Annotated in this window: 21 protein-coding genes; 10 read left to right on the forward strand and 11 right to left on the reverse strand. The window is 42.9% G+C overall.

All coding sequences use genetic code 11. The features are described from left to right. Positions 1-22: 22 nt before the first annotated feature. Entirely contained in the window at positions 23-1312 is a 1290-nt protein-coding gene (locus MuYL_RS06055) for a hypothetical protein (RefSeq protein WP_094569678.1), read from the reverse strand. A gap of 241 nt (positions 1313-1553) precedes the next feature. Here MuYL_RS06055 and MuYL_RS06060 point away from each other — a divergent pair, with 241 nt between their 5' ends. The 3 genes from MuYL_RS06060 (at position 1554) to MuYL_RS06075 (ending at position 5630) form a co-directional block, all read left to right on the forward strand. After that, positions 1554-4274, forward strand: coding sequence for a PAS domain-containing protein (locus tag MuYL_RS06060; RefSeq protein ID WP_094569679.1), 2721 nt, complete (start codon positions 1554-1556; stop codon positions 4272-4274). Positions 4275-4456: 182 nt separating this feature from the next. Next, positions 4457-4861: a VOC family protein gene (locus MuYL_RS06065; protein ID WP_094569680.1), complete on the forward strand. Its 405-nt coding sequence runs from the start codon at positions 4457-4459 to the stop codon at positions 4859-4861. Between the two features lie 349 nt (positions 4862-5210). After that, positions 5211-5630, forward strand: a complete 420-nt coding sequence (locus MuYL_RS06075) for a hypothetical protein (RefSeq protein ID WP_094569682.1) — start codon at positions 5211-5213, stop codon at positions 5628-5630. A gap of 41 nt (positions 5631-5671) precedes the next feature. Here the strand turns inward: MuYL_RS06075 and MuYL_RS06080 are convergent, their stop codons facing one another. The 5 genes from MuYL_RS06080 to MuYL_RS06100 are packed head-to-tail and all read right to left on the reverse strand — an operon-like array spanning position 5672 to position 8557. After that, positions 5672-6085, reverse strand: coding sequence for an arsenate reductase ArsC (locus MuYL_RS06080; protein ID WP_094569683.1), 414 nt, complete (start codon positions 6083-6085; stop codon positions 5672-5674). Then, positions 6082-7167, reverse strand: coding sequence for an ACR3 family arsenite efflux transporter (gene arsB, locus MuYL_RS06085; protein ID WP_094569684.1), 1086 nt, complete (start codon positions 7165-7167; stop codon positions 6082-6084). Before arsB ends, MuYL_RS06080 begins: the two co-directional genes overlap by 4 nt. Next, a complete protein-coding gene (gene arsN2, locus MuYL_RS06090; protein WP_094569685.1) occupies positions 7167-7601 on the reverse strand; it encodes an arsenic resistance N-acetyltransferase ArsN2 in 435 nt (144 codons plus the stop codon). The genes arsB and arsN2 overlap by 1 nt, the downstream gene beginning before the upstream one ends. A 10-nt stretch (positions 7602-7611) precedes the next feature. Beyond that, positions 7612-8178 (reverse strand): DUF6428 family protein, encoded by a 567-nt coding sequence (locus MuYL_RS06095; protein ID WP_094569686.1) that lies wholly within the window; start codon positions 8176-8178, stop codon positions 7612-7614. A gap of 49 nt (positions 8179-8227) precedes the next feature. Continuing rightward, positions 8228-8557 carry an ArsR/SmtB family transcription factor gene (locus tag MuYL_RS06100; protein WP_094569687.1) on the reverse strand — a complete coding sequence of 110 codons (330 nt, stop codon included), beginning with the start codon at positions 8555-8557 and terminating at the stop codon, positions 8228-8230. 505 nt (positions 8558-9062) lie between these two features. On the opposite strand from MuYL_RS06100, the gene MuYL_RS06105 reads away from it, so the two are divergent. Then, positions 9063-9608: an ORF6N domain-containing protein gene (locus MuYL_RS06105; RefSeq protein ID WP_094569688.1), complete on the forward strand. Its 546-nt coding sequence runs from the start codon at positions 9063-9065 to the stop codon at positions 9606-9608. Positions 9609-9614: 6 nt separating this feature from the next. Here the strand turns inward: MuYL_RS06105 and MuYL_RS23790 are convergent, their stop codons facing one another. From MuYL_RS23790 to MuYL_RS06120, 3 genes are all read right to left on the reverse strand, one after another. Beyond that, positions 9615-9830 (reverse strand): GDCCVxC domain-containing (seleno)protein, encoded by a 216-nt coding sequence (locus MuYL_RS23790; RefSeq protein ID WP_094569689.1) that lies wholly within the window; start codon positions 9828-9830, stop codon positions 9615-9617. Between the two features lie 36 nt (positions 9831-9866). After that, the gene (locus tag MuYL_RS06115; protein WP_094569690.1) at positions 9867-10523 is read right to left on the reverse strand and encodes an NAD(P)-dependent oxidoreductase; all 657 of its coding nucleotides are present in this window, start codon (positions 10521-10523) and stop codon (positions 9867-9869) included. A gap of 151 nt (positions 10524-10674) precedes the next feature. Further along, entirely contained in the window at positions 10675-13701 is a 3027-nt protein-coding gene (locus MuYL_RS06120; protein WP_094569691.1) for a glycosyltransferase family 117 protein, read from the reverse strand. 291 nt (positions 13702-13992) lie between these two features. Between MuYL_RS06120 and MuYL_RS06125 the strand changes: the two genes are divergently transcribed. Beyond that, positions 13993-15594: a gliding motility protein RemB gene (locus tag MuYL_RS06125; protein WP_094569692.1), complete on the forward strand. Its 1602-nt coding sequence runs from the start codon at positions 13993-13995 to the stop codon at positions 15592-15594. A gap of 80 nt (positions 15595-15674) precedes the next feature. On the opposite strand, the gene MuYL_RS06130 is transcribed toward MuYL_RS06125, so the two are convergent. After that, complete coding sequence (locus tag MuYL_RS06130) at positions 15675-16586, reverse strand: hypothetical protein (RefSeq protein WP_094569693.1); 912 nt, start codon at positions 16584-16586, stop codon at positions 15675-15677. 124 nt (positions 16587-16710) lie between these two features. Between MuYL_RS06130 and MuYL_RS06135 the strand changes: the two genes are divergently transcribed. The 5 genes from MuYL_RS06135 (at position 16711) to MuYL_RS06155 (ending at position 20363) form a co-directional block, all read left to right on the forward strand. Further along, a complete protein-coding gene (locus MuYL_RS06135) occupies positions 16711-17229 on the forward strand; it encodes a hypothetical protein (protein ID WP_157740645.1) in 519 nt (172 codons plus the stop codon). 264 nt (positions 17230-17493) lie between these two features. Next, positions 17494-17856 (forward strand): response regulator transcription factor, encoded by a 363-nt coding sequence (locus tag MuYL_RS06140; RefSeq protein WP_094569695.1) that lies wholly within the window; start codon positions 17494-17496, stop codon positions 17854-17856. 136 nt (positions 17857-17992) lie between these two features. Further along, complete coding sequence (locus MuYL_RS06145; RefSeq protein ID WP_094569696.1) at positions 17993-18862, forward strand: carbon-nitrogen hydrolase; 870 nt, start codon at positions 17993-17995, stop codon at positions 18860-18862. Between the two features lie 89 nt (positions 18863-18951). Further along, the gene (locus MuYL_RS06150; RefSeq protein WP_094569697.1) at positions 18952-19305 is read left to right on the forward strand and encodes a four helix bundle protein; all 354 of its coding nucleotides are present in this window, start codon (positions 18952-18954) and stop codon (positions 19303-19305) included. Between the two features lie 35 nt (positions 19306-19340). Continuing rightward, complete coding sequence (locus tag MuYL_RS06155) at positions 19341-20363, forward strand: agmatine deiminase family protein (RefSeq protein ID WP_245845792.1); 1023 nt, start codon at positions 19341-19343, stop codon at positions 20361-20363. A gap of 28 nt (positions 20364-20391) precedes the next feature. Here the strand turns inward: MuYL_RS06155 and MuYL_RS23720 are convergent, their stop codons facing one another. Beyond that, positions 20392-20514 carry a hypothetical protein gene (locus MuYL_RS23720; RefSeq protein WP_262493661.1) on the reverse strand — a complete coding sequence of 41 codons (123 nt, stop codon included), beginning with the start codon at positions 20512-20514 and terminating at the stop codon, positions 20392-20394. Positions 20515-20585 lie beyond the last annotated feature (71 nt).

Raw genomic sequence — 20585 nt, forward strand, 5'->3', positions numbered from 1 at the left:
TGTTTTAAGCTAAAATCAAACATTACCTGTTAAACGGCTCCTCGTTAATAAAATGAAAACCACGTTTTAAAAGCAGGAAGTTGCCAAGATCCACCTTGTGCAGGCGGATCTGTACAGAATCTTTTTTCCAATTGCCCTTAAGCAGCATAACGTCTGGTTTTTGCAGTGTGTAGTCAAACACAAATTTATGCAGTGTATCTTTAAAGGTATTCAAGGTGATTTTATGCTTGATGGTGTCAAGGGCGAAGTTGTAATTCTTCATAGTATCGTTCATGTATTTAACCTGCGAATAGCGATTGCCGATCACCAGTTTGTTCCAGCGGGTGGTATCGGTGGTAAGCGGTGGCAGGGTATCATTGTTTTTTACAAAGCTTTCTACATTATAAAGGCCATATAAAGGTGGTTTTTTGGCGTTATCGCCATATTGCGCACCGGCCTGCACCGCGCTGATCATGTACCCAATAACCACGTAGGCTACTATAAGGTATTTTACGGTGATGAGGGAAATATTTTTCCACCTGGCCTTAAACCTGTGCGGCGACAGGTTTGATGGCTGTGCATCCCTGTTCAAAAAGAAAAAGTTGACCAGTCGCCTAAAATCACGCACCAGGATAAAAAGACTCATTAAAACCAAAAAGGTTGAAAGCAGCTTTACCGGTACATCAAAGCAATAATTTATGGCCATAATATTGCCGGCAACCACCAGCCCCACTATGGCGCCCAGCGTGGTTGTTTTACGGAAAAACAGCAACAGGCCGCAGGTAAGTTCGGCCATGCCCGTAAATATATTAAACCCGGTGGAGTAACCCATATACGTCCACGCTAAACCCATTGGCGACATGGTGCCCAGCGGCTGGATGAGCCTGCCCGGGCCCGGCGCCGGAAACTGCAACTTAATTATTTTGATACTGCCGTACAATACCATGGTAATTGCCACATAATACCTTATTACCACGGTGAGCCAATAAAGCAGTTTGTTATAATTGCGGGTGTTGCGGCCGGTTATTGACCATATAACAGTTACCACAACTGATATTACCGTCATAAAAAGGATGATCACATAATCATAAGTGGTATCGCCGCTGCCGCCGGTAAATTCTGTTATAGGCTTAGCCAGGTGCAGCACATGTGCGCCAAGCCAGGGGATAAGCTTGTGAAACGGCTCGATATATAAATTATAAATGCCATCGTAAAAAGGAATGACCCCGTTGGGATTGAAAAATATGAAAAGGATAAAGAATAAAAAGAAAAAGCGAAAAGCAATTTTTTGCAGGGCAGACCAATACGGTGATTCGGCGGTTAAGGTTGTCATATGGGTTGTTAAGGCGGTTGACTTGTGATTATCCGCCTCTAAAATAGTGAATTACCATTTAATAGTGAATGGTGTAGCATATATTTATAATAGAAATTAAAAAAAATAATGAGAAACAAACGTCTTGTTTTTTTGGGTTTGAGCCCAGTTTTTGACGCTAACAAGATACCATCTTTCACCGCATAAGTTTGTAATTAGTTTAGGTGTGTTTATCTTTACTAATTATAAATATATTTATTTAATGAATACGCAATCGCATCGTTTCAGCAACGAAAAGCTATTAGAAATACTCGCCCTATCTCAAAATGCGACCGCTATTTATACCGGTGAAGAAATCACTATACAAGCCGCCAACAATGTGATGATAGGTTTTTGGGGCAAGGACCGCAGCGTGATTGGCAAACCCCTGGCAGAGGCGGTACCTGAACTGGTTGGCCAGCCTTTCCTGGACATACTGAGAGAGGTATGGCGCACCGGCATTACTTACGAAGCCAAAGACGCTGAAGCTTTATTGCTGGTTGATGGAAAGCTTCAAACTTTTTACTTTGATTTTGTTTACCGGGCGATCAATAATGAGGCAGGCGAAATTGATTGTATTTTACATACGGCAACGGATGTTACAGAATTAAACCTGGGGCGCAACCTGGTTGCCCATGCTAAGGAGCAGCAGGAGGCTTTGGAGCGCGAGCAGGTACTAAATCAAGAGTTGGGCACATCAAACGAAGAATTGAGCGCCGCCAACGAAGAACTGGCAGCCGCTATGGAGGAATTAAGCGCAACCAATGACGAGCTTCAGCTAACAAAGGACAGTCTTCAGGCATTGAATGACGAATTGGAACGCAGGGTAGCAGAACGAACAAAAAAAGTTGAAGATCTATACCAGGAATTGGAAACCCTTAACAAGGAACTCCGTGCCTCAAACGAGGAACTCGTGAACGCCAACGAAGAATTATCTGTGAGCAGGGAAAGCCTGGAAAAACTGGTGGTTGAACTGGCGGGCAGCGAAAATAGAACAAGGAGCATTATAGAGGCTGCACCGTTCCCTATTGGTGTTTATACCGGCAGGGAAATGCGGATTACTTTTGTCAACAAGGCTATTACCGATGTTTGGGGAAAGGGAGATAACCTGACGGGCCGGCTATATGCGGAAGTGTTGCCTGAACTTGATAACCAGGAAGTTTTTAAACAGCTGGATGACGTATATACAAGCGGGATTTCTTTCGAGGCGCGCAACCAGCGTATTGATCTGGCAGTAGAAGGCGAATTAAAAACTTTTTATTTCAATTACAATTTTACCGCCCTGCGCAACGAGGCTGGAGAGGTTTATGGGGTGATGAATACAGCCGCGGATGTAACAGATGTGGTAGTAGCTAAACAGCAGCTGGAAAAGTATGCTTATGAACTGGCAAGTTTAAATGAGGAACTGACCGCATCCAATGAAGAACAGGTGGCGGTTAATCTTGAACTGAAATTACTTTATGAAAAGCTAAAAATAAGCCAGGACGAACAACATGAACTCATCAATGAGCTGTCAGCAAGCGAGCGAAAATTCCGTACCCTGATCAAAAAGGCCCCTGTGGCCATTAATGTGTTCCGCACCCGGGAACTGATTATAGAAAGCGTTAATGACAAAATGCTGGAAATATGGGGAAAAACGGACGGGGTGGAGGGCAAGACCTTTACCGAAGCTTTACCCGAAATTGCTAACCAGCCCTTTATTGAAATTTTAAGAGCAGTATTTGAAACAGGTGAACCTTATTACGGATTGGAAAATAAAGCCGTTATTATTAAAGACGGCATACCCGAAGACCGTTATTTTAATTTCATTTATCAGCCGATAGCTGAAAAAGACGGCAGCGTTGGCAGTGTTTTACAGGTAGTTACCGAGGTTACCGACCAGGTTAATTCCAAACGGGAAATTGCCGAAGTAAATACCCGGCTTAATATAGCCATTGAAGCAGGGGGGCTCGGATCAACAGAAGTAGATCTGGCTACCGGTAAAATGGAATGCAACGAACAATTTAAAAAATACTTTGGCCGTACCAGTGATCAGCCGTTTACATATACCGACCTTTTTGAAGCCATGCTGCCGCAATATCGAAAAAAGGTAAAAGCGCTGGTTGCCACTGCTATCGAAAAAAATAGCCTTTACGAATCTCAATACGAAGTTGCGTGGCCGGACGGATCTATCCATTGGATCAGCGCGCATGGCAGGGCCCGCTACGATAACAATGGTAATGCGATAAAAATGGTGGGTATCATTTCAGATATAACAGAGGCCAAGGCAGATGAACAACGCAAAAATGATTTTATTGGGATGGTGAGCCATGAGTTGAAAACCCCATTAACCTCGTTAACCGCATATATGCAGATACTGCAGGCGAAAGCCAGGAAAAATAGCGACAATTTTGCCTCGGGCGCTTTAGATATGGCCAATAAGCAGGTGAAAAAAATGACGACGATGATCAACGGATTTCTGAATGTGTCAAGGCTCGAATCCGGGAAGATCCATATCGACAGCCAGCGTTTTGACATGGCCGGGCTGGTGAAAGAGATTGAGGAAGAATCTGCTGTTACCATCACCAGCCACAATGTAATATTTGCGCCGGTTGAAGAAACCCCGGTTTACGCGGATCGTGATAAGATTGGACAGGTTATCAATAATTTCATAAGTAATGCAGTAAAATATTCACCGATGGGCTCTACCATCCATATTGCCTGCCTATCTGGTGACGGTTCGGTACAGGTATCGGTACAGGACGAAGGAAGAGGGATTTCGCCTGAAGATCAGCAAAAACTGTTTGAGCGTTATTACCGGGTGAAAGACCAGCCGGCAACTATTTCAGGATTTGGCATTGGTTTGTATGTATGTGCCGAAATAATAAACCGGCATAACGGTAACATCTGGCTGGAGAGCGAGCCGGATAAAGGTTCAACATTCTATTTTAGCCTGCCTGTGTAATACTGCAAAGCGGAGACGTTTTACAGGTTTGATAAGCGCCCCCCCCCATGATAGGAAATTACTGAAAACGCGCTGCACAATGATGTGTTTAACCCGTATTAATATTGTATTGATTATAAGTATAATACGTAATTTTTTATCTATTTTTAAGTCGATTTTTTTATCAAGCTATACCTTTAAATATGAAAAAAGTAACCGGCCTTGGCGGCGTATTTTTTAAATGCGATGACCCTAAAGGCATGAACGAATGGTATGCCAAAAACCTGGGATTGGGAACCAGCGAATACGGAACAACGTTTGAGTGGCGGCAGGATGATGATCCGTCAAAAAAAGGATCTACATCGTGGTGCACGTTTCCGAAGGATACCAAATATTTTGATCCATCGGCCAAGCCGTTTATGATTAATTACCGGGTAGAAAACATTGTTGAGTTGCTGGAAGAACTAAAAAAAGAAAACGTGACCATTGTTGACGAGATTGCGGAATATGATTATGGCAAATTTGTGCATGTGCTTGATCCGGAAGGAAACGTTATTGAGCTTTGGGAGCCGGCGGATGAGTCGGATGAGGCGGACGCAGCAGGATAGAACAGGGCTGCCATCGTATTAAATTTACCTGCTATGGGATAATACCAGTTGCGTTGCGGGAACGCCCTGCGGGGATATAGTTTAAATAAACTTCCGCGTTTCAATGATACTTTCCTGCTTTTAACCAAAGCCTGTAATGCCTGCCACCAAACTACACATCACCAGTTTAATGTGATCAGGGTGCCCGATACCCCACCTTTTAACAACCAGGAATTTAAAGTTAAGTAAGCGAATAAGGCGCCATTAAATAGGGGGTAATGATTATCTGGCTGAATGATAAAGCACTGTAGCGAAATGTTTAGTGCTTCCGTATTGATAATAAACACAACCGGATCTAAATTATCATCAAATGAAAACCCTAATCCGCATCATCATAATAGGCAGCTTTATTGCTTTTTTAAATGCCTGTAAAAAGGATAATAATGGCGGCAATAATCAAATTACCGGTAAATGGAACATTGTAAAAGATTCAACTTATGTTGGTGTCGGTACTTCAAACCAACTGGTTGTTTACAACGGGCAACCAGGCGACTACTTTGATTTTAGAACCAATGGGAATGTTTATACCAAAGAAGGCGCGGTTTTAGATACTTTAAGCTACACTGTTAAAACGCCGGGCCAAATTATCATCAGTAAATTTGGTATTGTGTCCAACGGTGTACCCCCAGTGAGTAGTTTTTTGCTTACGGCGCATACTGCAAGTATTATTGCTCCCAGTTTTCTTACTCCCGGCGGGCAGTTCGGCAGGGAGGTGAATTTAACGCGTTAGCAATAACAAAGCACCGTAATCACAAGGCATTAGTTGATACTTTATAAATTAGCGATTACAAAAGCATGGGCATAGGTTTTTATCAGCTCGCGTACCCACCTGAATTCGTCTAAAACCTGTTCGGCGCTGCCAGTTGCCTTTGCCGGATCTGGAAAGTTGTGGTGAAACCGCTTAACATTGCCTGGGAAAAACGGGCAGGCTTCATTCGCATTATCGCACACAGTTATTACATAATCAAAGGGAATATCGATGTATTCGTCAACATGGTTTGAGGTATGCAGGCTAATATCTATCCCGTCTTCGGCCATTACCTGTATAGCTTTGGGGTTTACGCCGTGTGTTTCAATACCGGCGCTGTAAATGTTTGCTTTATTGGCTGCAAAATGTCTCAAATATCCTTCTGCAATCTGGCTGCGGCAACTGTTGCCGGTGCATAATACCAGTACGTTTTTCATGAAATAGCTGTTTTTGTTTTTGTTGGATAATATTTTTTACGCAGCCAAAAAGCCACATTCACCAATGCTATTAGTGCGGGCACTTCTACCAGCGGGCCTATCACCCCCGCAAAAGCCTCACCAGAGTTAATGCCGAATACCCCGATGGCGACCGCGATGGCCAGTTCAAAATTATTACCTGTGGCTGTAAATGCAATGGAAGTGCTGCGCGAATAGTCGGCACCGAATGATTTACCGATGAAAAAGCTGAGCAGGAACATAATGGTAAAGTACACCACTAACGGAATTGCAATTCGTACCACATCCAAAGGAATGTGAACGATCAGGTTTCCCTTAAGGCTAAACATTACCACAATAGTAAACAACAGGGCGACAAGGGTAATTGGGGAAATGAACGGAACATATTTATTTTGGAACCATTCTTCGCCTTTAAGTTTTATCAGCGTATAACGGCTGATGATTCCCGCTGCAAACGGAATGCCTAAATAAATGCCTACGCTTTTTGCTATTTCCAATATGGTAATATTTACCACCAGGCCCTTAAACCCGAAGAACGGCGGCAATACGGTGATAAATACGTAAGCATAAACGCTGTATAGCAGTACCTGGAAAATGCTGTTCAGTGCAATTAAGCCTGCCGCATACTCCCGGTTTCCTTCGGCAAGCTCATTCCAAACCACTACCATTGCAATACACCTTGCCAGCCCAATTAAAATAAGCCCCACCATGTAAGCGGGATAGGCATGCAGGAAAATAAGCGCTAAAAAGAACATCAGGATGGGACCGACCACCCAGTTTAATACCAGTGATGCACTTAATACTTTGGTGTCTTTAAATACTTCGTGCATATTTTCGTACTTAACTTTGGCCAGTGGCGGGTACATCATCAGGATGAGGCCTATTGCCAGCGGGATATTGGTAGTGCCACTTGAATAAGAATTTATAAAGGCCGATGAAGCCGGGATAAAGTACCCCACGGCTACGCCAATGGCCATGGCCAGAAAGATCCAAAGGGTTAAATATCGATCCAGAAACCCTAACTTTTTACGTTCGGCCACGGGGGCACAGTTGTTTGCACTCATTATTGTTTGTTAACTAATTTCTGCATCACGATAGCCGACTGCGGGCATACATGGCTAAACTCTGATGATTGTTGTATTGCTGCCGGCACACCTGCACGGGTAATGGCCTCATAACCTTTACGGGCAAAGTATGCGGGAGCGGTTTCTGTAAGCAGGTAAATGGCCTTTATGTTTTTTGAAGCCGCAAGGGCTTCTGCCTGTTTCAGCAAATCATCTGCAATACCACGGTTTCGGAATGCCTTATCTACAGCAAGCGAGCGCAGCAAGCCATAATCGCCATAAATTTCAAGTCCGGCCACGCCTGTCAGGTTACCGTTCTGCGTGGAAACGACAAAGTTCTCCAATGAGTGGGGCAGATCCGCAACCGGTAGCTTTTCTGCAGTTAATAATGCAATGATATGCCCGCGGTAGTTTTCAGCTTGTTCTGTTTTCATTATTTTATTATTAGCAGCAGCCACCACCTGGCGTGCAGCAACTTTCTGCCGCCGAGGCAAGGTTCTTTAACTGAACTTTAGGTTTCTCAACAGCGGGGGTACAGCATTCGTCTCCGCTGGCGGTTGTGCCGCAGCTGCCACCGCGCTCAATGGCTTTGCATTGTACCGTATCCGGGCGAAGATCAACCAGCAGGTTATTGCCACTAACGGTAATTTCATTAGGATACATTTGGCGGGTATCAAATTCTGAGTTGCCGAATTCAATTTTTACAGTGGCGTTTGTATCCAGCGGCAACATTTTTTCAACCACGTTAATTATAGACAATGCTTTATCAACCTGCATTGCCCGGTCCTGCTGGCCGCCGGCCGGTTCCCAAAGCTGCACAATTACTTCGGTCCATTTATTCATAACGCCGCCGCAATCAACTGAAGTAATGGGGGCTAGTTTAATTTCGGTGATATGGTAGGAGGCATCAACCCATTTATTTTCGGCATACTGAAATTGCAGCTCCAGTCCGGGATTTTGTACCAGGGCTGCTTTGAAAGTTCCCCAGGTTAGTGATGATGTATTGTTCATGATATTTACTGTTTAATTGTAATATTACGATGAATGGTTTCAAATTTTTTTAACAGCAGTTAGGTTTGGTATCAGCTAAATTTAAAAAGTTGTTCAACTGTGTTTTTAGCAGGCCCCATGCTTTGGGTTCAATACAATAACAAACACTTACCCCTTCAATAGTTCCCTGGATGAGCCCTGCAGACTTTAACTCTTTTAAATGCTGTGATATAGTGGCCTGTGCCAGTCCAAGTTCAATAGAAAGATCACCGCAGATACAGGCATTAGCAGCCATTATTTGCTGTAAAATAGCAATGCGGGCCGGGTGCGCCAGGGCCTTTAGCATAATGGCCAGCCTGTTTTGCTCGTCGGTAAATATTTCTGTTTTAGTTAAGCCCATATTATATTGCAATATTACGATGGATTGCTGAGATTAGCAAGCGTTCAGTGATAAATAATTACTGGATTTATTATGGTAGTTTTAAGTCTATAGTGTTAATTAAAATTTGTTTTTTAATATTATAAGCTTAACGAAATGAATTGAGGTGTCATAATTTGTGATACCCGCCAATAATATATAAAAGGCAACGGCGGGATATCACAACAAAGCCGATGTATAAATTATGTATAGCTTCTGCAAAACAAAGAGGTATTAACCAAGCCGAAGCAGGGGTTCTCTGCTTGTACCAGTGGAAATGATGGATTGTAGCTAATTTTTGTCACATAGTAAATAATTTACTGTTTTATACTTTTAGGTAGTCGCAAATTGCGACCGCTTTAATTTTTAAGATCACAATTTGGGATATCCGATTTCTGACGATTTTATTTGGTGGAGTTAGGTATCACAATTTGTGATACCTTTAAATATTGCTGCAAGACCTATCGTTACAACATAATACACATATATGGCTAAAAAGGAAATAAACACGCTAATACCCCAGGAAAGCATCATCCACAAAATAGTGATATTACGCCGGGAAAAAGTAATGCTTGATCTTCACCTTGCGGAAATTTATGGAGTAGAAACGCGGGCACTAAAGCAAGCTGTGCGTAGGAACATCGACTTATTTCCGGATGATTTTATGTTTGAATTAAACGCCATGGAAATAGAAACGGTGGTGTCACAAAATGTGATACCTTCGAAACAATACTTAGGGGGCTCTGCACCTTTTGCATTTACCGAAGCGGGCGTAGCTATGCTCTCCAGCGTATTGAAAAGTAAAAGAGCAAAGGAAATGAATATTGCAATTATGCGTGCTTTTATAGCTCTTCGGCAAATGCTTTTAAATAACACCGAACTCCGTTTAGAAATAGAATACATTAAAAAGAAAGTAGATAATCACGATAAAAATATTGAATTGGTTTTCCATTACCTTGATGAGCTGCTCGAGAAAAAAGACCAACCTGAACCACCCAGAAAACGAATAGGCTACAAGCCTGACAGCGATTAATTACTATTATCCGCAACATGAGGTGCCGGCTTGTATCGGTGGGCATTTAACCGTGCCGTAACTGCAAAACACACAACAGTGACCGGCCAACGGTTTTAAATGCGCCTGGCAGCTTTCACAAACATAAAAATACGAGCAGGCATCAACCGGCATTGTTTCGGCTTTCTGATAGCCACATAAAGGGCAGGTAATTGTTGACTGCAGCTGAATTTCTTTCGCCATATATTACCGGTGTTTATTACAATTTAAATCGCTTTGTTATTTCTCAAAAATAGTGGGGGTTTGTTTAACGTACAAGTCGTTTTTCAATATATCCAGCATAAACCTTGCTGTATTTTGCCTGCTGATGGTTAGGCGGGGTTTGGGTATGTTATTAAAGCTCACCGCTACTGCTTTGTGGTTTAAAGCATTTGTTAGGCCGACGGGCCGTACTGCCGTCCAGTTCAAGGCTGAGTTTTTGAGTTGGTCCTCCTGTATTTGGTGATCTTTGTAGGCGTAACTGATATTGCTGTGATCAATGATCCAGCTAAACCACCAGGGCAGATCCTTTTTAGTTTCGTTTACGCCCCAGGCGCTGGTAATAATAACGCGTTTTATTTTAAGCTGTTCTGCAACATTAATTATATGCCCCATCACCAGGGAAAGAAAATTCCGGGGCGTGCGCAATGGTGCCCATGGAAAATCAGACGTGCGGGAAATATTTAAAGCGCTAAGCACGGCCCCGCAGCCCTGCATGGCTTTGGTTAAATCGCCAGCATCAGCGGGGTTGCCGTTGAATATTTTAATTGCGGCAGACCTAACCATTAGCTTACCCTCATCGCGCAGCAATACATTAATGTCATACCCGCGCTTGATAGCTTCTTCCACTAAAAGCCTCCCGGTTCTGCCTGTTGCGCCTAATATTAAAATTCGCATGGTTGCTTTTTTTAGCCGGTAACTACCTTTACATCAGCGGCGTTAAGTTACTTATAATTAGCGCTAATTTTAAAAGGACATTATCATAAAACAAAAAAACCAACCCCTAAGGATTGGTTTTATAATATTTAACAGCTTTTCAGTTTTCGGCTTATTGCTGCTGCCGTTGTAAAACAGGAGCAAACTTATTGCTGTAATCCTTTAACTCGGCGCTAAGCTTGGCGCTTAAGGCTGTTTGATGATTATCGGCAGTGATACCAACCATTGCGTTAATGAACGATACACCGTACTGTACATTCCGCAGATCGAGCGCACTATTGTTGTCTTTCAGTAAATAGTAATTGTAATCAAGCTGATCAACAATATAATTGTTTACGCTGTTAATAAACTTGTTTGCCAAAACATTATCGTGCAGGCCGTAGGCAGTTTGCGCCATAAAGATTTTACGGTCGGCAACCTCAAGGCCCGGGTTAATATCAGGCATTACATCATCAAATTTATGCAGGGCTTTTATAGCCAGGTCAGGATGACCGTCTTTTACTAAACCATCAGCTAAATCAAGGAAAGTAGTAACCATTACCGGGTAAAACATAGTGGTTGATTCATGATCTAAAAATTTGGCAGTTTTAAAGTTGCCGTATTTAAACTTGTTCATCATGTTATCATACATCACCAGGCTGTTAATTTTGCCTAACTGATCGTGGGTGGCGGTGTCAGGTTTAAACGGAATCAGGTGGTAAGTAAACCCTTCTTTATAAAGGTAAGGCTGCAAGCCCACAAGGTTTTCGTTACCAATGGTGGTGGTAAAGCAAATAGGCCTTTTCCAGTTATTGTGGGCCAATATATCAAACAGTGCAAGGTTTTCCTTGGTCACATAATTCGAGGTGTATTTCCACTCCATAACAGATGCCAGTCTATCTTTCTGATCAGGGGTTATTACGTGGTTCTTTAATACATCATCAGCATTAATGGTGATCTTAAAGTTTTTAGTAGGCAAATAATTTCCGAAATCACCGCTCTGGTATTGCACTTGTGCAGCTTTATCGTCAGATGAAATGAAATCAAAAACTTCTTTAATATCTACTGATCCGGGGATCTTTTTATCATCAAAATAGATCACGTCGCGCACGCCTTCTTTATATTTATCATAAGGCATAGTAATGGGCAATGGTTCAGAAGCATTCATTTTACCCTGCATCTGGCGGATGTACCAATCACCTGTAAACAAGCTCAGGTTAACAATACGCACATCAGGGCGGATGCCTTCAACTTCCTGGTCATACCACAAAGAATAAGTATCATTATCGCCGTAAGTGAACAAAATAGCATTGGGCGGGCACGAGATCAGGTAATTATAAGCCATATCATGCGGCGTCATTTTAGTTGAGCGGTCATGTGCTTTCCACTCTTGTTTCGCCATAATTACCGGGGCGGCCAACAGGCAAACGCCGGTTGCCAAAATAGCGGCAACTTTAGGGCTCAGCTTAACGCGGATAAGTTCAGCCAGGGCAATAACCCCCAGTCCTATCCAAATGGCAAAGGCATAAAAGGAACCAACGTACGAGTAATCACGCTCGCGCGGTTGAATGCTTGGCTGGTTAACGTATAATACAATGGCTATACCGGTAAAAAAGAATAGCAGCAATACAACCAGGGCATCGCGTTTTTTACGCTGAAAATGGTAAATGGCGCCCAATAAACCGATGATTAACGGCAGCGCATATAATGGGGTATAAGTAGTACCGTCAACAACAGATTTAGGGAGGTGTTTACCGCCATCTAAAATACCGCTGGTCCAGTTACCATCAATAGAGGCAGTGCTCTGTTGTCCGTCGGCATCATTGTAGCGGCCAACAAAGTTCCATAAAAAGTAACGCACATACATCTGGTAAATCTGCCAGCTGCCCAGCCATTTAAGGTTATCGGAAAATGTTGGTGCGGCGCCATCGCTCATTTGCAGCCATTGGCGGTAAAATTGCGGGTCCTGCCCCTCTGCGCTGTACATACGCGGCAAAAAGGTAGTATGGTCATACACATAGTTTGTTTTTTTACCGGCATTTTCATAGCTGTTTTTGCCTTTGCGGTAAAGGGTGTTGCCTTCGGTTTGATCAATCACCTTGGCATCAAAGTACTGGCCAAACAGCAGCGGGTTTTCGCCATACTGAATCCGGTTTAAATAGCCGTAAAGGGTAAATGCATTATCAGGGTGCGAGTTATTGAGATCGGGATTAGCTGTTGCCCTGATAGGGATATAAGCAAATGAGCTGTAACCTAAATAAATAAAAGAGATACAAAGGAACGCCAGGTTCATTAAAGGCTTTCTATTGCGGATGCTGTAGATAATGCCACCAACCAATACTGCTGCTATAATAAGGAACCAAACAAAAGCGCCGCTCCAGAAACCTGTACCCAGTGAGTTTACAAAGAAAAGGTCAAAATAAGCTGCAATTTTTATAGTGTAGCCCCTAATTCCGTATTGTACAAACACCAATATAAGCACACCTATTAAAAATGTACCAATGGCGCCACTAACGCTGATGTTTTTGCCACGGCGGAAATAATAAACCATGGCAATGGCAGGGATAGTTAACAGGTTTAACAGGTGGATGCCGATGGACAGGCCTATTACATACGCTATAAATACAATCCATTTATCTGCGCCGGGCTCATCAGCATGGGCGTCCCATTTTAATATTGCCCAAAAAACTATGGCGGTGCAAAGCATTGATAATGCGAATACAATGGTTTCAACAGCCGAAAACCAGAAGGTATCAGTATAAGTAAACGCAAGCGCGCCAACCAAACCTGCACCCATAATCAGTATGGTACGGTTTTGATCTTCGGGCTCGCCGGGTTTGCCTGCCAGCATTTTTTTAGCAATGGCAGTAATGCTCCAAAACAGGAACATAATGGTTGCGCCGCTGGCAATTGCCGAACCCATGTTGGTAAAGTAAGGCACCTTGGTATTATCGCCGAATGATAAAAGTGAAAACATTTTACCCAGCATTGCAAACATAGGATAGCCCGGCTGGTGTGCAACCTGTAACCGGTAGGCGCATGAAATGAACTCGCCGCAGTCCCAAAAGCTTACAGAAGGCTCTAACGTTAGTATGTAGGTAAGTGATGCTATGGCAAAACAAAGCCAGCCTAAAAGATTATTTATTTTTTTGTATTGCATGGATTACAAATAATGGTTTATTGCAGGGTAAATATCAGGTTTTTTAACACTTTTTTTACTAAAACAAGTTCAGCTTAACATCTTTTAACATAATAATAAACGGTGTTGCCTTAAAAGGTGCAAATATGGTAAAAAAGTCGGGAAAGTACGTATGGTGCGCAATACTGTAAAGTGCTAAAGAAGAACGACGGGAGATGGCGCTCACGAAAAATATGTTCGCAAAAATCAAATTTTTATTTCATCGCAAATAATGGTTAATTTGTTGGCACAAAAAATATTGACCGTTTACCTATGAGGAAACTAATACTTCTTATTACATTCATAACGTTTTCGGTCGGTTTAAGCAAAGCACAGTCTGTTTACATCCCATATTCTTACCAGCTTGATCAAAAGTTTAACTCAAGCGTTTACTCCATACAAAACAATATCCATACTTCGCTCAAGCCATTTTTGCTGGATAGCAGCTTAATGCCCACTTATAACGCCGTGATGAACCGCGGCGTTGACAGCAGCCGCCATACCTGGATAGTGCGCAAAATATTTAATGAGCATGTGTTTGACGTTAAAACCAAAGAGTACACATTTTATGCTGATTATTTACCCGATTTGCAGATAGGCCGTGATTTTAACGATAAAATAACTACCAACCTTAATACCCGCGGTTACCAGCTGGGCGGTACCATTGGCAGCAAGTTTTCGTTTTACAGCAGCGGTTTTGAAAATTCGGCCAGGTTTCCAGGCTATTACAATGATATTGTGAACAGGTATGCTTTTATACCTGGCCAGGCTTATAACCGCAGTTACCACGGGCAGCCTACAGGCACACAAGATTGGTCGTACGCAACGGCAATTATATCATACACACCTATTAAACAGCTAAACATAACCCTGGGTACCGATAAAACATTTATAGGCGATGGTTACCGTTCATTGCTGCTGTCAGATTTTTCTGCAAACTATCCCTTGCTGCGCCTAACCGCTAATTTGGGAAAAGTGCAGTATATGATGATGTGGGCTTACCTGGAAGATATTAACCAGCACAAGTTTGACACGTTTGTTAACAACCGCCGCAAGTGGGCGGCTTTTCATTACCTGGACTGGAACATAAATAACCGGCTGTCATTAGGCTTTTTTAACGCCCTAATAGCGCAGGAGGCTGACGATAACGGAAATTATCATGGCTTTGATGTAAATTATGTAAACCCGTTATTCTTTTCGAGTGCGCTGGGGCCAAAAGGGCAGCCAGATAATGTGCTGGTGGGCTTTACCGGTAAGTACAAAATATTTGATAAAACAGCGGTTTACGGACAGTTGGTGCTGGATGATTTTAAAGCCAGCGATTTCTTTTCGGGCAGTAACAATACAGACAATACCAATGGGGTTCAACTGGGGATCCGCGGTGCCGACCTTTTTAAGGTTACCGGTTTTAACTACCTGTTTGAATATAACAGCGTTAAGCCATACACTTATGCAAGCCCGCAAGCCATTACCAGCTATACCGATTACAGCCTGCCGCTGGCCCACCCGCTGGGGGCAAACTTCAGGGAGTTTATGGGCATCCTGAATTATTCAATCGGTAATTTTGATTTTATGGGGCAGGCCAGTTATTCCAAATATGGTTCTGATCCTGATTTTATGAATTTTGGCCACGATCCGTTTAAGGCTACCAGCTCAGCATCCGCATCAACAACAAGTATAGGGCAGGGCATTACAACCAGTTTGCATTATGTAGAAGGAACAGTAGCCTACCTCATAAACCCGAAATACAACCTTAGGTTTGAACTTGGGGCGGTGTACCGCAATGAAAAGGTTAGCAACCTGGGTAACCGGGAAACGGCATTAGTTACGTTTGGCCTGCGCAGCACATTCAGAAGCCTTTACCACGATTTTTAATTTCGGAGGCAGCGTCAGAATGCTACAACCATTCCGCGGCGACGGGTTAGTTAGTGTGTTTTTATCTTTTCCTTCTTTAATCAAAACTTCAAAAATACCCCTGTTTCAAAGTAGAATACGGACGTGTGCGTTGATAGGGCGGCAGCTATTTGTTTAGGTAGCTGGTTTTCAACAATGGCGTAAGTTGGGGTAAACTGGAATATAAAGTGCCCGGTTTTATACTCCAGCGGTGCGGATAGCTCATAGTCCAGTAAACTGAACCGCCCAAGCGTTGCACTGTATTGCGCCACCAGGGCATTTTGTGCGGCTGTACGCTTCGCGCTTTTAAAGTTTTTCTTTATTAAATAGCCGTCGTAAAAATTCTGACTTCCGGCATTGCCCGCTACCGTTGGCGAAATAAGAAAAATGTCATCGTCGCCAAATACCCCGGTTATAGAAAAATCATGGGTAATGCCTGCATTCAAAAAAACATCGTTATTAATCCCTTTTTTGTTAAGGTTATAATCTGCATTTAGTAAAGCGCTGATGATATCACCAAGATCGTAGTTCAGGTTCACGTTAAAAGTGCTGGTTACTGACGATGCAATTTGTGTACTGTTTGAATTATAAAACAGTTTGGAGTACGACGCACCTGCAGAAAGGTCGTCCGTTATGTCCATATCATAACCGGCAGACAGATCGCCACCGTCCAGCTTTTTCTTCTTTTTGCCGGGGATGAGATCCAGGCTGCCTGAAAAGTAGATGCCTGATTTTAACGTATATTTTATTTGAGGGATAATAGCCGGCGTGCGCACCGTATCTGAGCGGCCCATAAAAACATTGTTGCTGGAATAGTTTACGCCAAACTTAAATGATGATGTTCCGTCGTTGGTTTTATTGTCGGGCTTGGTTTTGTCTGTGGCGCCGGGCATTGTACCCGATTGCGCAAAAGCCGCGTAAGATGCAAGGATTAGCAGCAATGCTAAGCCGTGCTGAAGTATGTTTTTTATCATTTAAGGGGGTGTGATAAATTATAATATTTAAAAGGCAATATTATAATTTAATCTGTTAAAATAATAATTACTGTTAAACCATTTATTGAAAAGTAAGTCTATCAAAAAAAACAATCAAAAAAACATGAAGAAATTAGCAATTACCCCATTTTTAATGCTCTTTGCAGCAGTAACATTTGCGCAAACTGCCACTCCTGCCGCCGCAACCGCACCCGCGCCTGAAGTTAAAACACAAATGAAGGACCTGCGTAAGGATATTCGCGCTTACGACAAAAGCAAAGCCGAAGCCAAACACGATATTAACAAAGGCGATATAGCTGCGGCAAAGACTGAGCTGGCTGTTGCCAAAACCGATAAACAGGATATTAAAGCCGATGCTAAAGTATTAAAATCAGAAGGCGTTGATCATCCTGTTAAACTGGCCGATAAACAAGTGAAAAAACTTGATGTTGAAGCGGTGAAAACAGATGTGAAGGATATTAAGGCAGACAAGGTTGCAAAAGAAAATGCGGTTAAAGCCGGTGATATTGCAGCGGTTAAAGCCGATAACAAAGATTTGAAAGCGGACCGGAAAGACTTGAAAAAGGATATCCGCGCTGCACGCCGCGATGGTGTAGCCCGCCACGCGCACAGGATTAGATAATAATGTTATTAATGGGGCGCCTTTAATGGGCGTCCCTTTTTTTGCTGCCTGGCCAACTATGTTTCAGGTAAATAAAGCGAGTTTTTTTTCGGATTATTTATCAACATGGCTTTTTTACCAAAAGCGGCAAAATGCTAAATAATGGCTTTTAAATCAAATAAAAAGCAATACCCGGCGTTTTAAAAACGTCGAGGGTCAGTTTTTTCATCAATAAAATCAATCCAATTTTGAATAGTATTTTTACAAAACCTAACTGATTTAACTATGCTTAAGCGGATCTTAATGCTTGACGATAACCAGGATATACTGGATGTTGTTAAAGAGGCCCTTTTATATGAGCGGTTTGAGGTTACCATAACCTCGGAAACTGAAAATATTATTGAGGCCATACAGGCTTACAAGGCCGACCTGGTAATGCTTGACTATAAAATGGCAGGCACGCGGGGCGATGAGATCTGCCGCCGCATTAAAGCCCACCCCCAGCTCAATAACATCCCGGTAATTATTTGCTCTGCTTACTTAAATAAAGATGATTTGCTAGCCTGCGGCTGCGATGCCATTATTACCAAGCCCTTTGGTTTAGACGAATTGGTGGACACAGTGAAAGGGCTGGTGTACTGCCAATAACAAGGCAAAAGTGCGACTAGTGTTGACTGCTTTTTTATCATCCTAACATTTGTTTATTGTAATATTCGGTTTTCACTGTTGCGGTGTCTCCTCAATTTCGGACTAAAACCGTATTTTTGCGCAAATTTTTAGCGGGATGAGTAAAGTAAACGTAGGTATTGTACAAATGACCTGTACGGCCAACAAACAGGAAAATTTAGATAAGGCAATTGTTAAAGTTAGGGAAGCAGCCAAAAGGGGTGCGCAGATAGTTTGCTTACAGGAACTATTTACCTCGCTTTATTTTTGCGATGTTGAAGATTACGACAACTTTAAGCTGGCCGAGGCTATTCCCGGGCCGTCAACCGATGCGCTGTCTGCAGTGGCAAAAGAGTTGGGCGTAGTGATCATAGCATCCCTTTTTGAAAAACGTGCCCAGGGCCTTTACCATAATACAACCGCTGTACTGGATGCTGATGGTGCTTATTTAGGTAAGTATCGCAAAATGCACATTCCTGACGATCCGGGTTTTTACGAAAAATTTTATTTTACCCCCGGCGATCTTGGCTATAAGGTATTTAAAACCAAATTTGCTACCATAGGTGTACTCATCTGCTGGGATCAGTGGTATCCCGAAGCATCGCGCATTACTGCGCTAATGGGTGCCGAGATCTTGTTTTACCCAACTGCTATTGGCTGGGCTACCACGCAGGATGAAGCAACTAATGTTGAACAATATAACGCCTGGCAAACTATCCAGCGTTCCCACGCGGTAGCTAATGGTGTGCACGTGGTAAGTGTGAACAGGGTAGGCGAAGAAGCCGGCGTTAAGTTTTGGGGCGGATCGTTCTTTGCCAATCCGTTCGGGGCATTGATCCACCAAACTTCAACTGATGATGAAGAAGTGGTGGTGCAGGAATTGGATTTGGCAAAATCAGATTATTACCGCAGCCACTGGCCGTTTATGCGCGACAGGAGAATAGATTCATACCAGCCGATTACCAAGAGATTTTTGGACGAGGAATAATTTTAGTCCATGGTCGATGGTCCATAGACCATGACAGGAAAAAGCAAAAATGAGTCCATGTTGATAGTCAATAGAAAGAAAACCGAATAATGGCTTTTAAATTTGAAAACCTTCAGGTGTGGCAAAAAGCATTGGACCTAACGGATGAAATTAACCTGTTAACCAAAAATAATTTCCCGAAGGATGAGCTATTCATTTTAACAGCTCAAATAAAAAGAGCTGCAGATTCAGTGGTGCTTAATATAGCCGAGGGATGTACTGGTCAAACCAATTTGGTTTTCAAAAATTTTCTTAGTTATGCATTAAGATCTGCAATTGAGGTAGTTGCTTGCTTATTTATTGCTAAAAGAAGAGACATAATCAACAATGATGATTTTCAAAAGCTATATGATGAATATCAATCCCTAACGAAAATGATTACTGCATTAAGAAATACACTATAGCCCCAAAAACTACTATGGACCATCGACCATCGACTATGGACAATTTTTACTTCCCCGCCGAATGGGCAAGACATACTGCTACCTGGTTAAGCTGGCCGCATAAGGAGGCTTCATGGCCCGGTAAGATAGACCTGATATACCCTAAGTACTGCGAGTTTATTAAAGTGGTGAGCACGGGCGAGCTGGTGCGCATTAATGTAAAGGACGAGGAAATGGCCGCCTTTGCCAAACAACAGCTAATGGTTGCCGGTGTTGATCTGAAGCGTATTGAGTTTTTTGAGTTTGAAACTAATGATGCCTGGTGCCGGGATCATGGTCCGGCGTTTTTGATAAACCCTGATGCTAAGCAGAAGGCCATTGTTGACTGGGGTTATAATGCCTGGGGCGGCAAATATCCGCCGTTTGACCTGGACGATGTGATCCCCACAAAAATAGGAGCGCATTTTGGCTTGCAGGTGTACCATCCCGGTATTGTGATGGAAGGCGGATCGGTTGATTTTAACGGTAAGGGTACTTTAATAACCACTACTGCCTGCCTGCTGAACAAAAACCGCAACCCGCATTTAAACCAGCAGCAAATAGAAGAATACCTGCAAAACTACTATGGGGTTGAGCAGGTTTTATGGTTGGGCGATGGCATTGTGGGTGACGATACCGATGGACATATTGATGATATTACCCGCTTTGTGAATGAGGACACTGTAGTTACTGTAGTTGAAGAAAACAAGAACGACGAAAACTATCGCCTGTTGCAGGAAAATCTTAACGAGTTAAAAACCATGCGCCTGCTGAATGGCAAACAGCTTAACGTTGTTGAGCTGCCAATGCCTGATGCTGTGGTATATGAGGATCAGCGTTTGCCGGCGTCGTACGCTAATTTTTATGTTGCCAATGCCGCTGTTGTTGTGCCTACTTACCGCTGTGCCAGTGACGATAAGGCACTTGATATTTTACAGAATTGTTTCCCCGACAGAAAGGTTGTGGGTATTGATTCAACCGATATTATATGGGGGCTGGGCAGCTTTCACTGCTTAAGTCAGCAGGAACCGGAGGTGTAGGAAGAAGGATGTAAGAAAAACGGGCCTGTCATGGTTCGACCAGCTCACCATGACAGGCCGACCCAAATTTCGCTATAACATCCTCTACGCTTCCATCTTTTTCTTTTCTGCCCCACTTTTTCACCGACACTTTTTCCCTCCTTACCGACATCTGTAAACACCTTGCCAATATTCCATTGCCGGGCCTTAAATACTGCCGTACTTTTAGGTAAGATTTAAAAC

The organism is Mucilaginibacter xinganensis, assembly GCF_002257585.1.
GTDB classification, from domain to species: domain Bacteria; phylum Bacteroidota; class Bacteroidia; order Sphingobacteriales; family Sphingobacteriaceae; genus Mucilaginibacter; species Mucilaginibacter xinganensis.

What these genes read in the sequence shown, in the direction of transcription:
- MuYL_RS23720 (WP_262493661.1), bottom strand. Translation starts at nt 20,514, where the DNA reads ATGTCGGTAAGGAGGGAAAAAGTGTCGGTGAAAAAGTGGGGCAGAAAA.
- MuYL_RS06125 (WP_094569692.1), top strand. Translation starts at nt 13,993, where the DNA reads ATGAGGAAACTAATACTTCTTATTACATTCATAACGTTTTCGGTCGGT.
- MuYL_RS06075 (WP_094569682.1), top strand. Translation starts at nt 5,211, where the DNA reads ATGAAAACCCTAATCCGCATCATCATAATAGGCAGCTTTATTGCTTTT.
- MuYL_RS06060 (WP_094569679.1), top strand. Translation starts at nt 1,554, where the DNA reads ATGAATACGCAATCGCATCGTTTCAGCAACGAAAAGCTATTAGAAATA.
- arsB (WP_094569684.1), bottom strand. Translation starts at nt 7,167, where the DNA reads ATGAGTGCAAACAACTGTGCCCCCGTGGCCGAACGTAAAAAGTTAGGG.
- MuYL_RS06055 (WP_094569678.1), bottom strand. Translation starts at nt 1,312, where the DNA reads ATGACAACCTTAACCGCCGAATCACCGTATTGGTCTGCCCTGCAAAAA.
- MuYL_RS06120 (WP_094569691.1), bottom strand. Translation starts at nt 13,701, where the DNA reads ATGCAATACAAAAAAATAAATAATCTTTTAGGCTGGCTTTGTTTTGCC.
- MuYL_RS06130 (WP_094569693.1), bottom strand. Translation starts at nt 16,586, where the DNA reads ATGATAAAAAACATACTTCAGCACGGCTTAGCATTGCTGCTAATCCTT.
- MuYL_RS06095 (WP_094569686.1), bottom strand. Translation starts at nt 8,178, where the DNA reads ATGAACAATACATCATCACTAACCTGGGGAACTTTCAAAGCAGCCCTG.
- MuYL_RS06150 (WP_094569697.1), top strand. Translation starts at nt 18,952, where the DNA reads ATGGCTTTTAAATTTGAAAACCTTCAGGTGTGGCAAAAAGCATTGGAC.
- arsN2 (WP_094569685.1), bottom strand. Translation starts at nt 7,601, where the DNA reads ATGAAAACAGAACAAGCTGAAAACTACCGCGGGCATATCATTGCATTA.
- MuYL_RS06135 (WP_157740645.1), top strand. Translation starts at nt 16,711, where the DNA reads ATGAAGAAATTAGCAATTACCCCATTTTTAATGCTCTTTGCAGCAGTA.
- MuYL_RS06100 (WP_094569687.1), bottom strand. Translation starts at nt 8,557, where the DNA reads ATGGGCTTAACTAAAACAGAAATATTTACCGACGAGCAAAACAGGCTG.
- MuYL_RS23790 (WP_094569689.1), bottom strand. Translation starts at nt 9,830, where the DNA reads ATGGCGAAAGAAATTCAGCTGCAGTCAACAATTACCTGCCCTTTATGT.
- MuYL_RS06115 (WP_094569690.1), bottom strand. Translation starts at nt 10,523, where the DNA reads ATGCGAATTTTAATATTAGGCGCAACAGGCAGAACCGGGAGGCTTTTA.
- MuYL_RS06080 (WP_094569683.1), bottom strand. Translation starts at nt 6,085, where the DNA reads ATGAAAAACGTACTGGTATTATGCACCGGCAACAGTTGCCGCAGCCAG.
- MuYL_RS06065 (WP_094569680.1), top strand. Translation starts at nt 4,457, where the DNA reads ATGAAAAAAGTAACCGGCCTTGGCGGCGTATTTTTTAAATGCGATGAC.
- MuYL_RS06105 (WP_094569688.1), top strand. Translation starts at nt 9,063, where the DNA reads ATGGCTAAAAAGGAAATAAACACGCTAATACCCCAGGAAAGCATCATC.
- MuYL_RS06155 (WP_245845792.1), top strand. Translation starts at nt 19,341, where the DNA reads ATGGACAATTTTTACTTCCCCGCCGAATGGGCAAGACATACTGCTACC.
- MuYL_RS06140 (WP_094569695.1), top strand. Translation starts at nt 17,494, where the DNA reads ATGCTTAAGCGGATCTTAATGCTTGACGATAACCAGGATATACTGGAT.
- MuYL_RS06145 (WP_094569696.1), top strand. Translation starts at nt 17,993, where the DNA reads ATGAGTAAAGTAAACGTAGGTATTGTACAAATGACCTGTACGGCCAAC.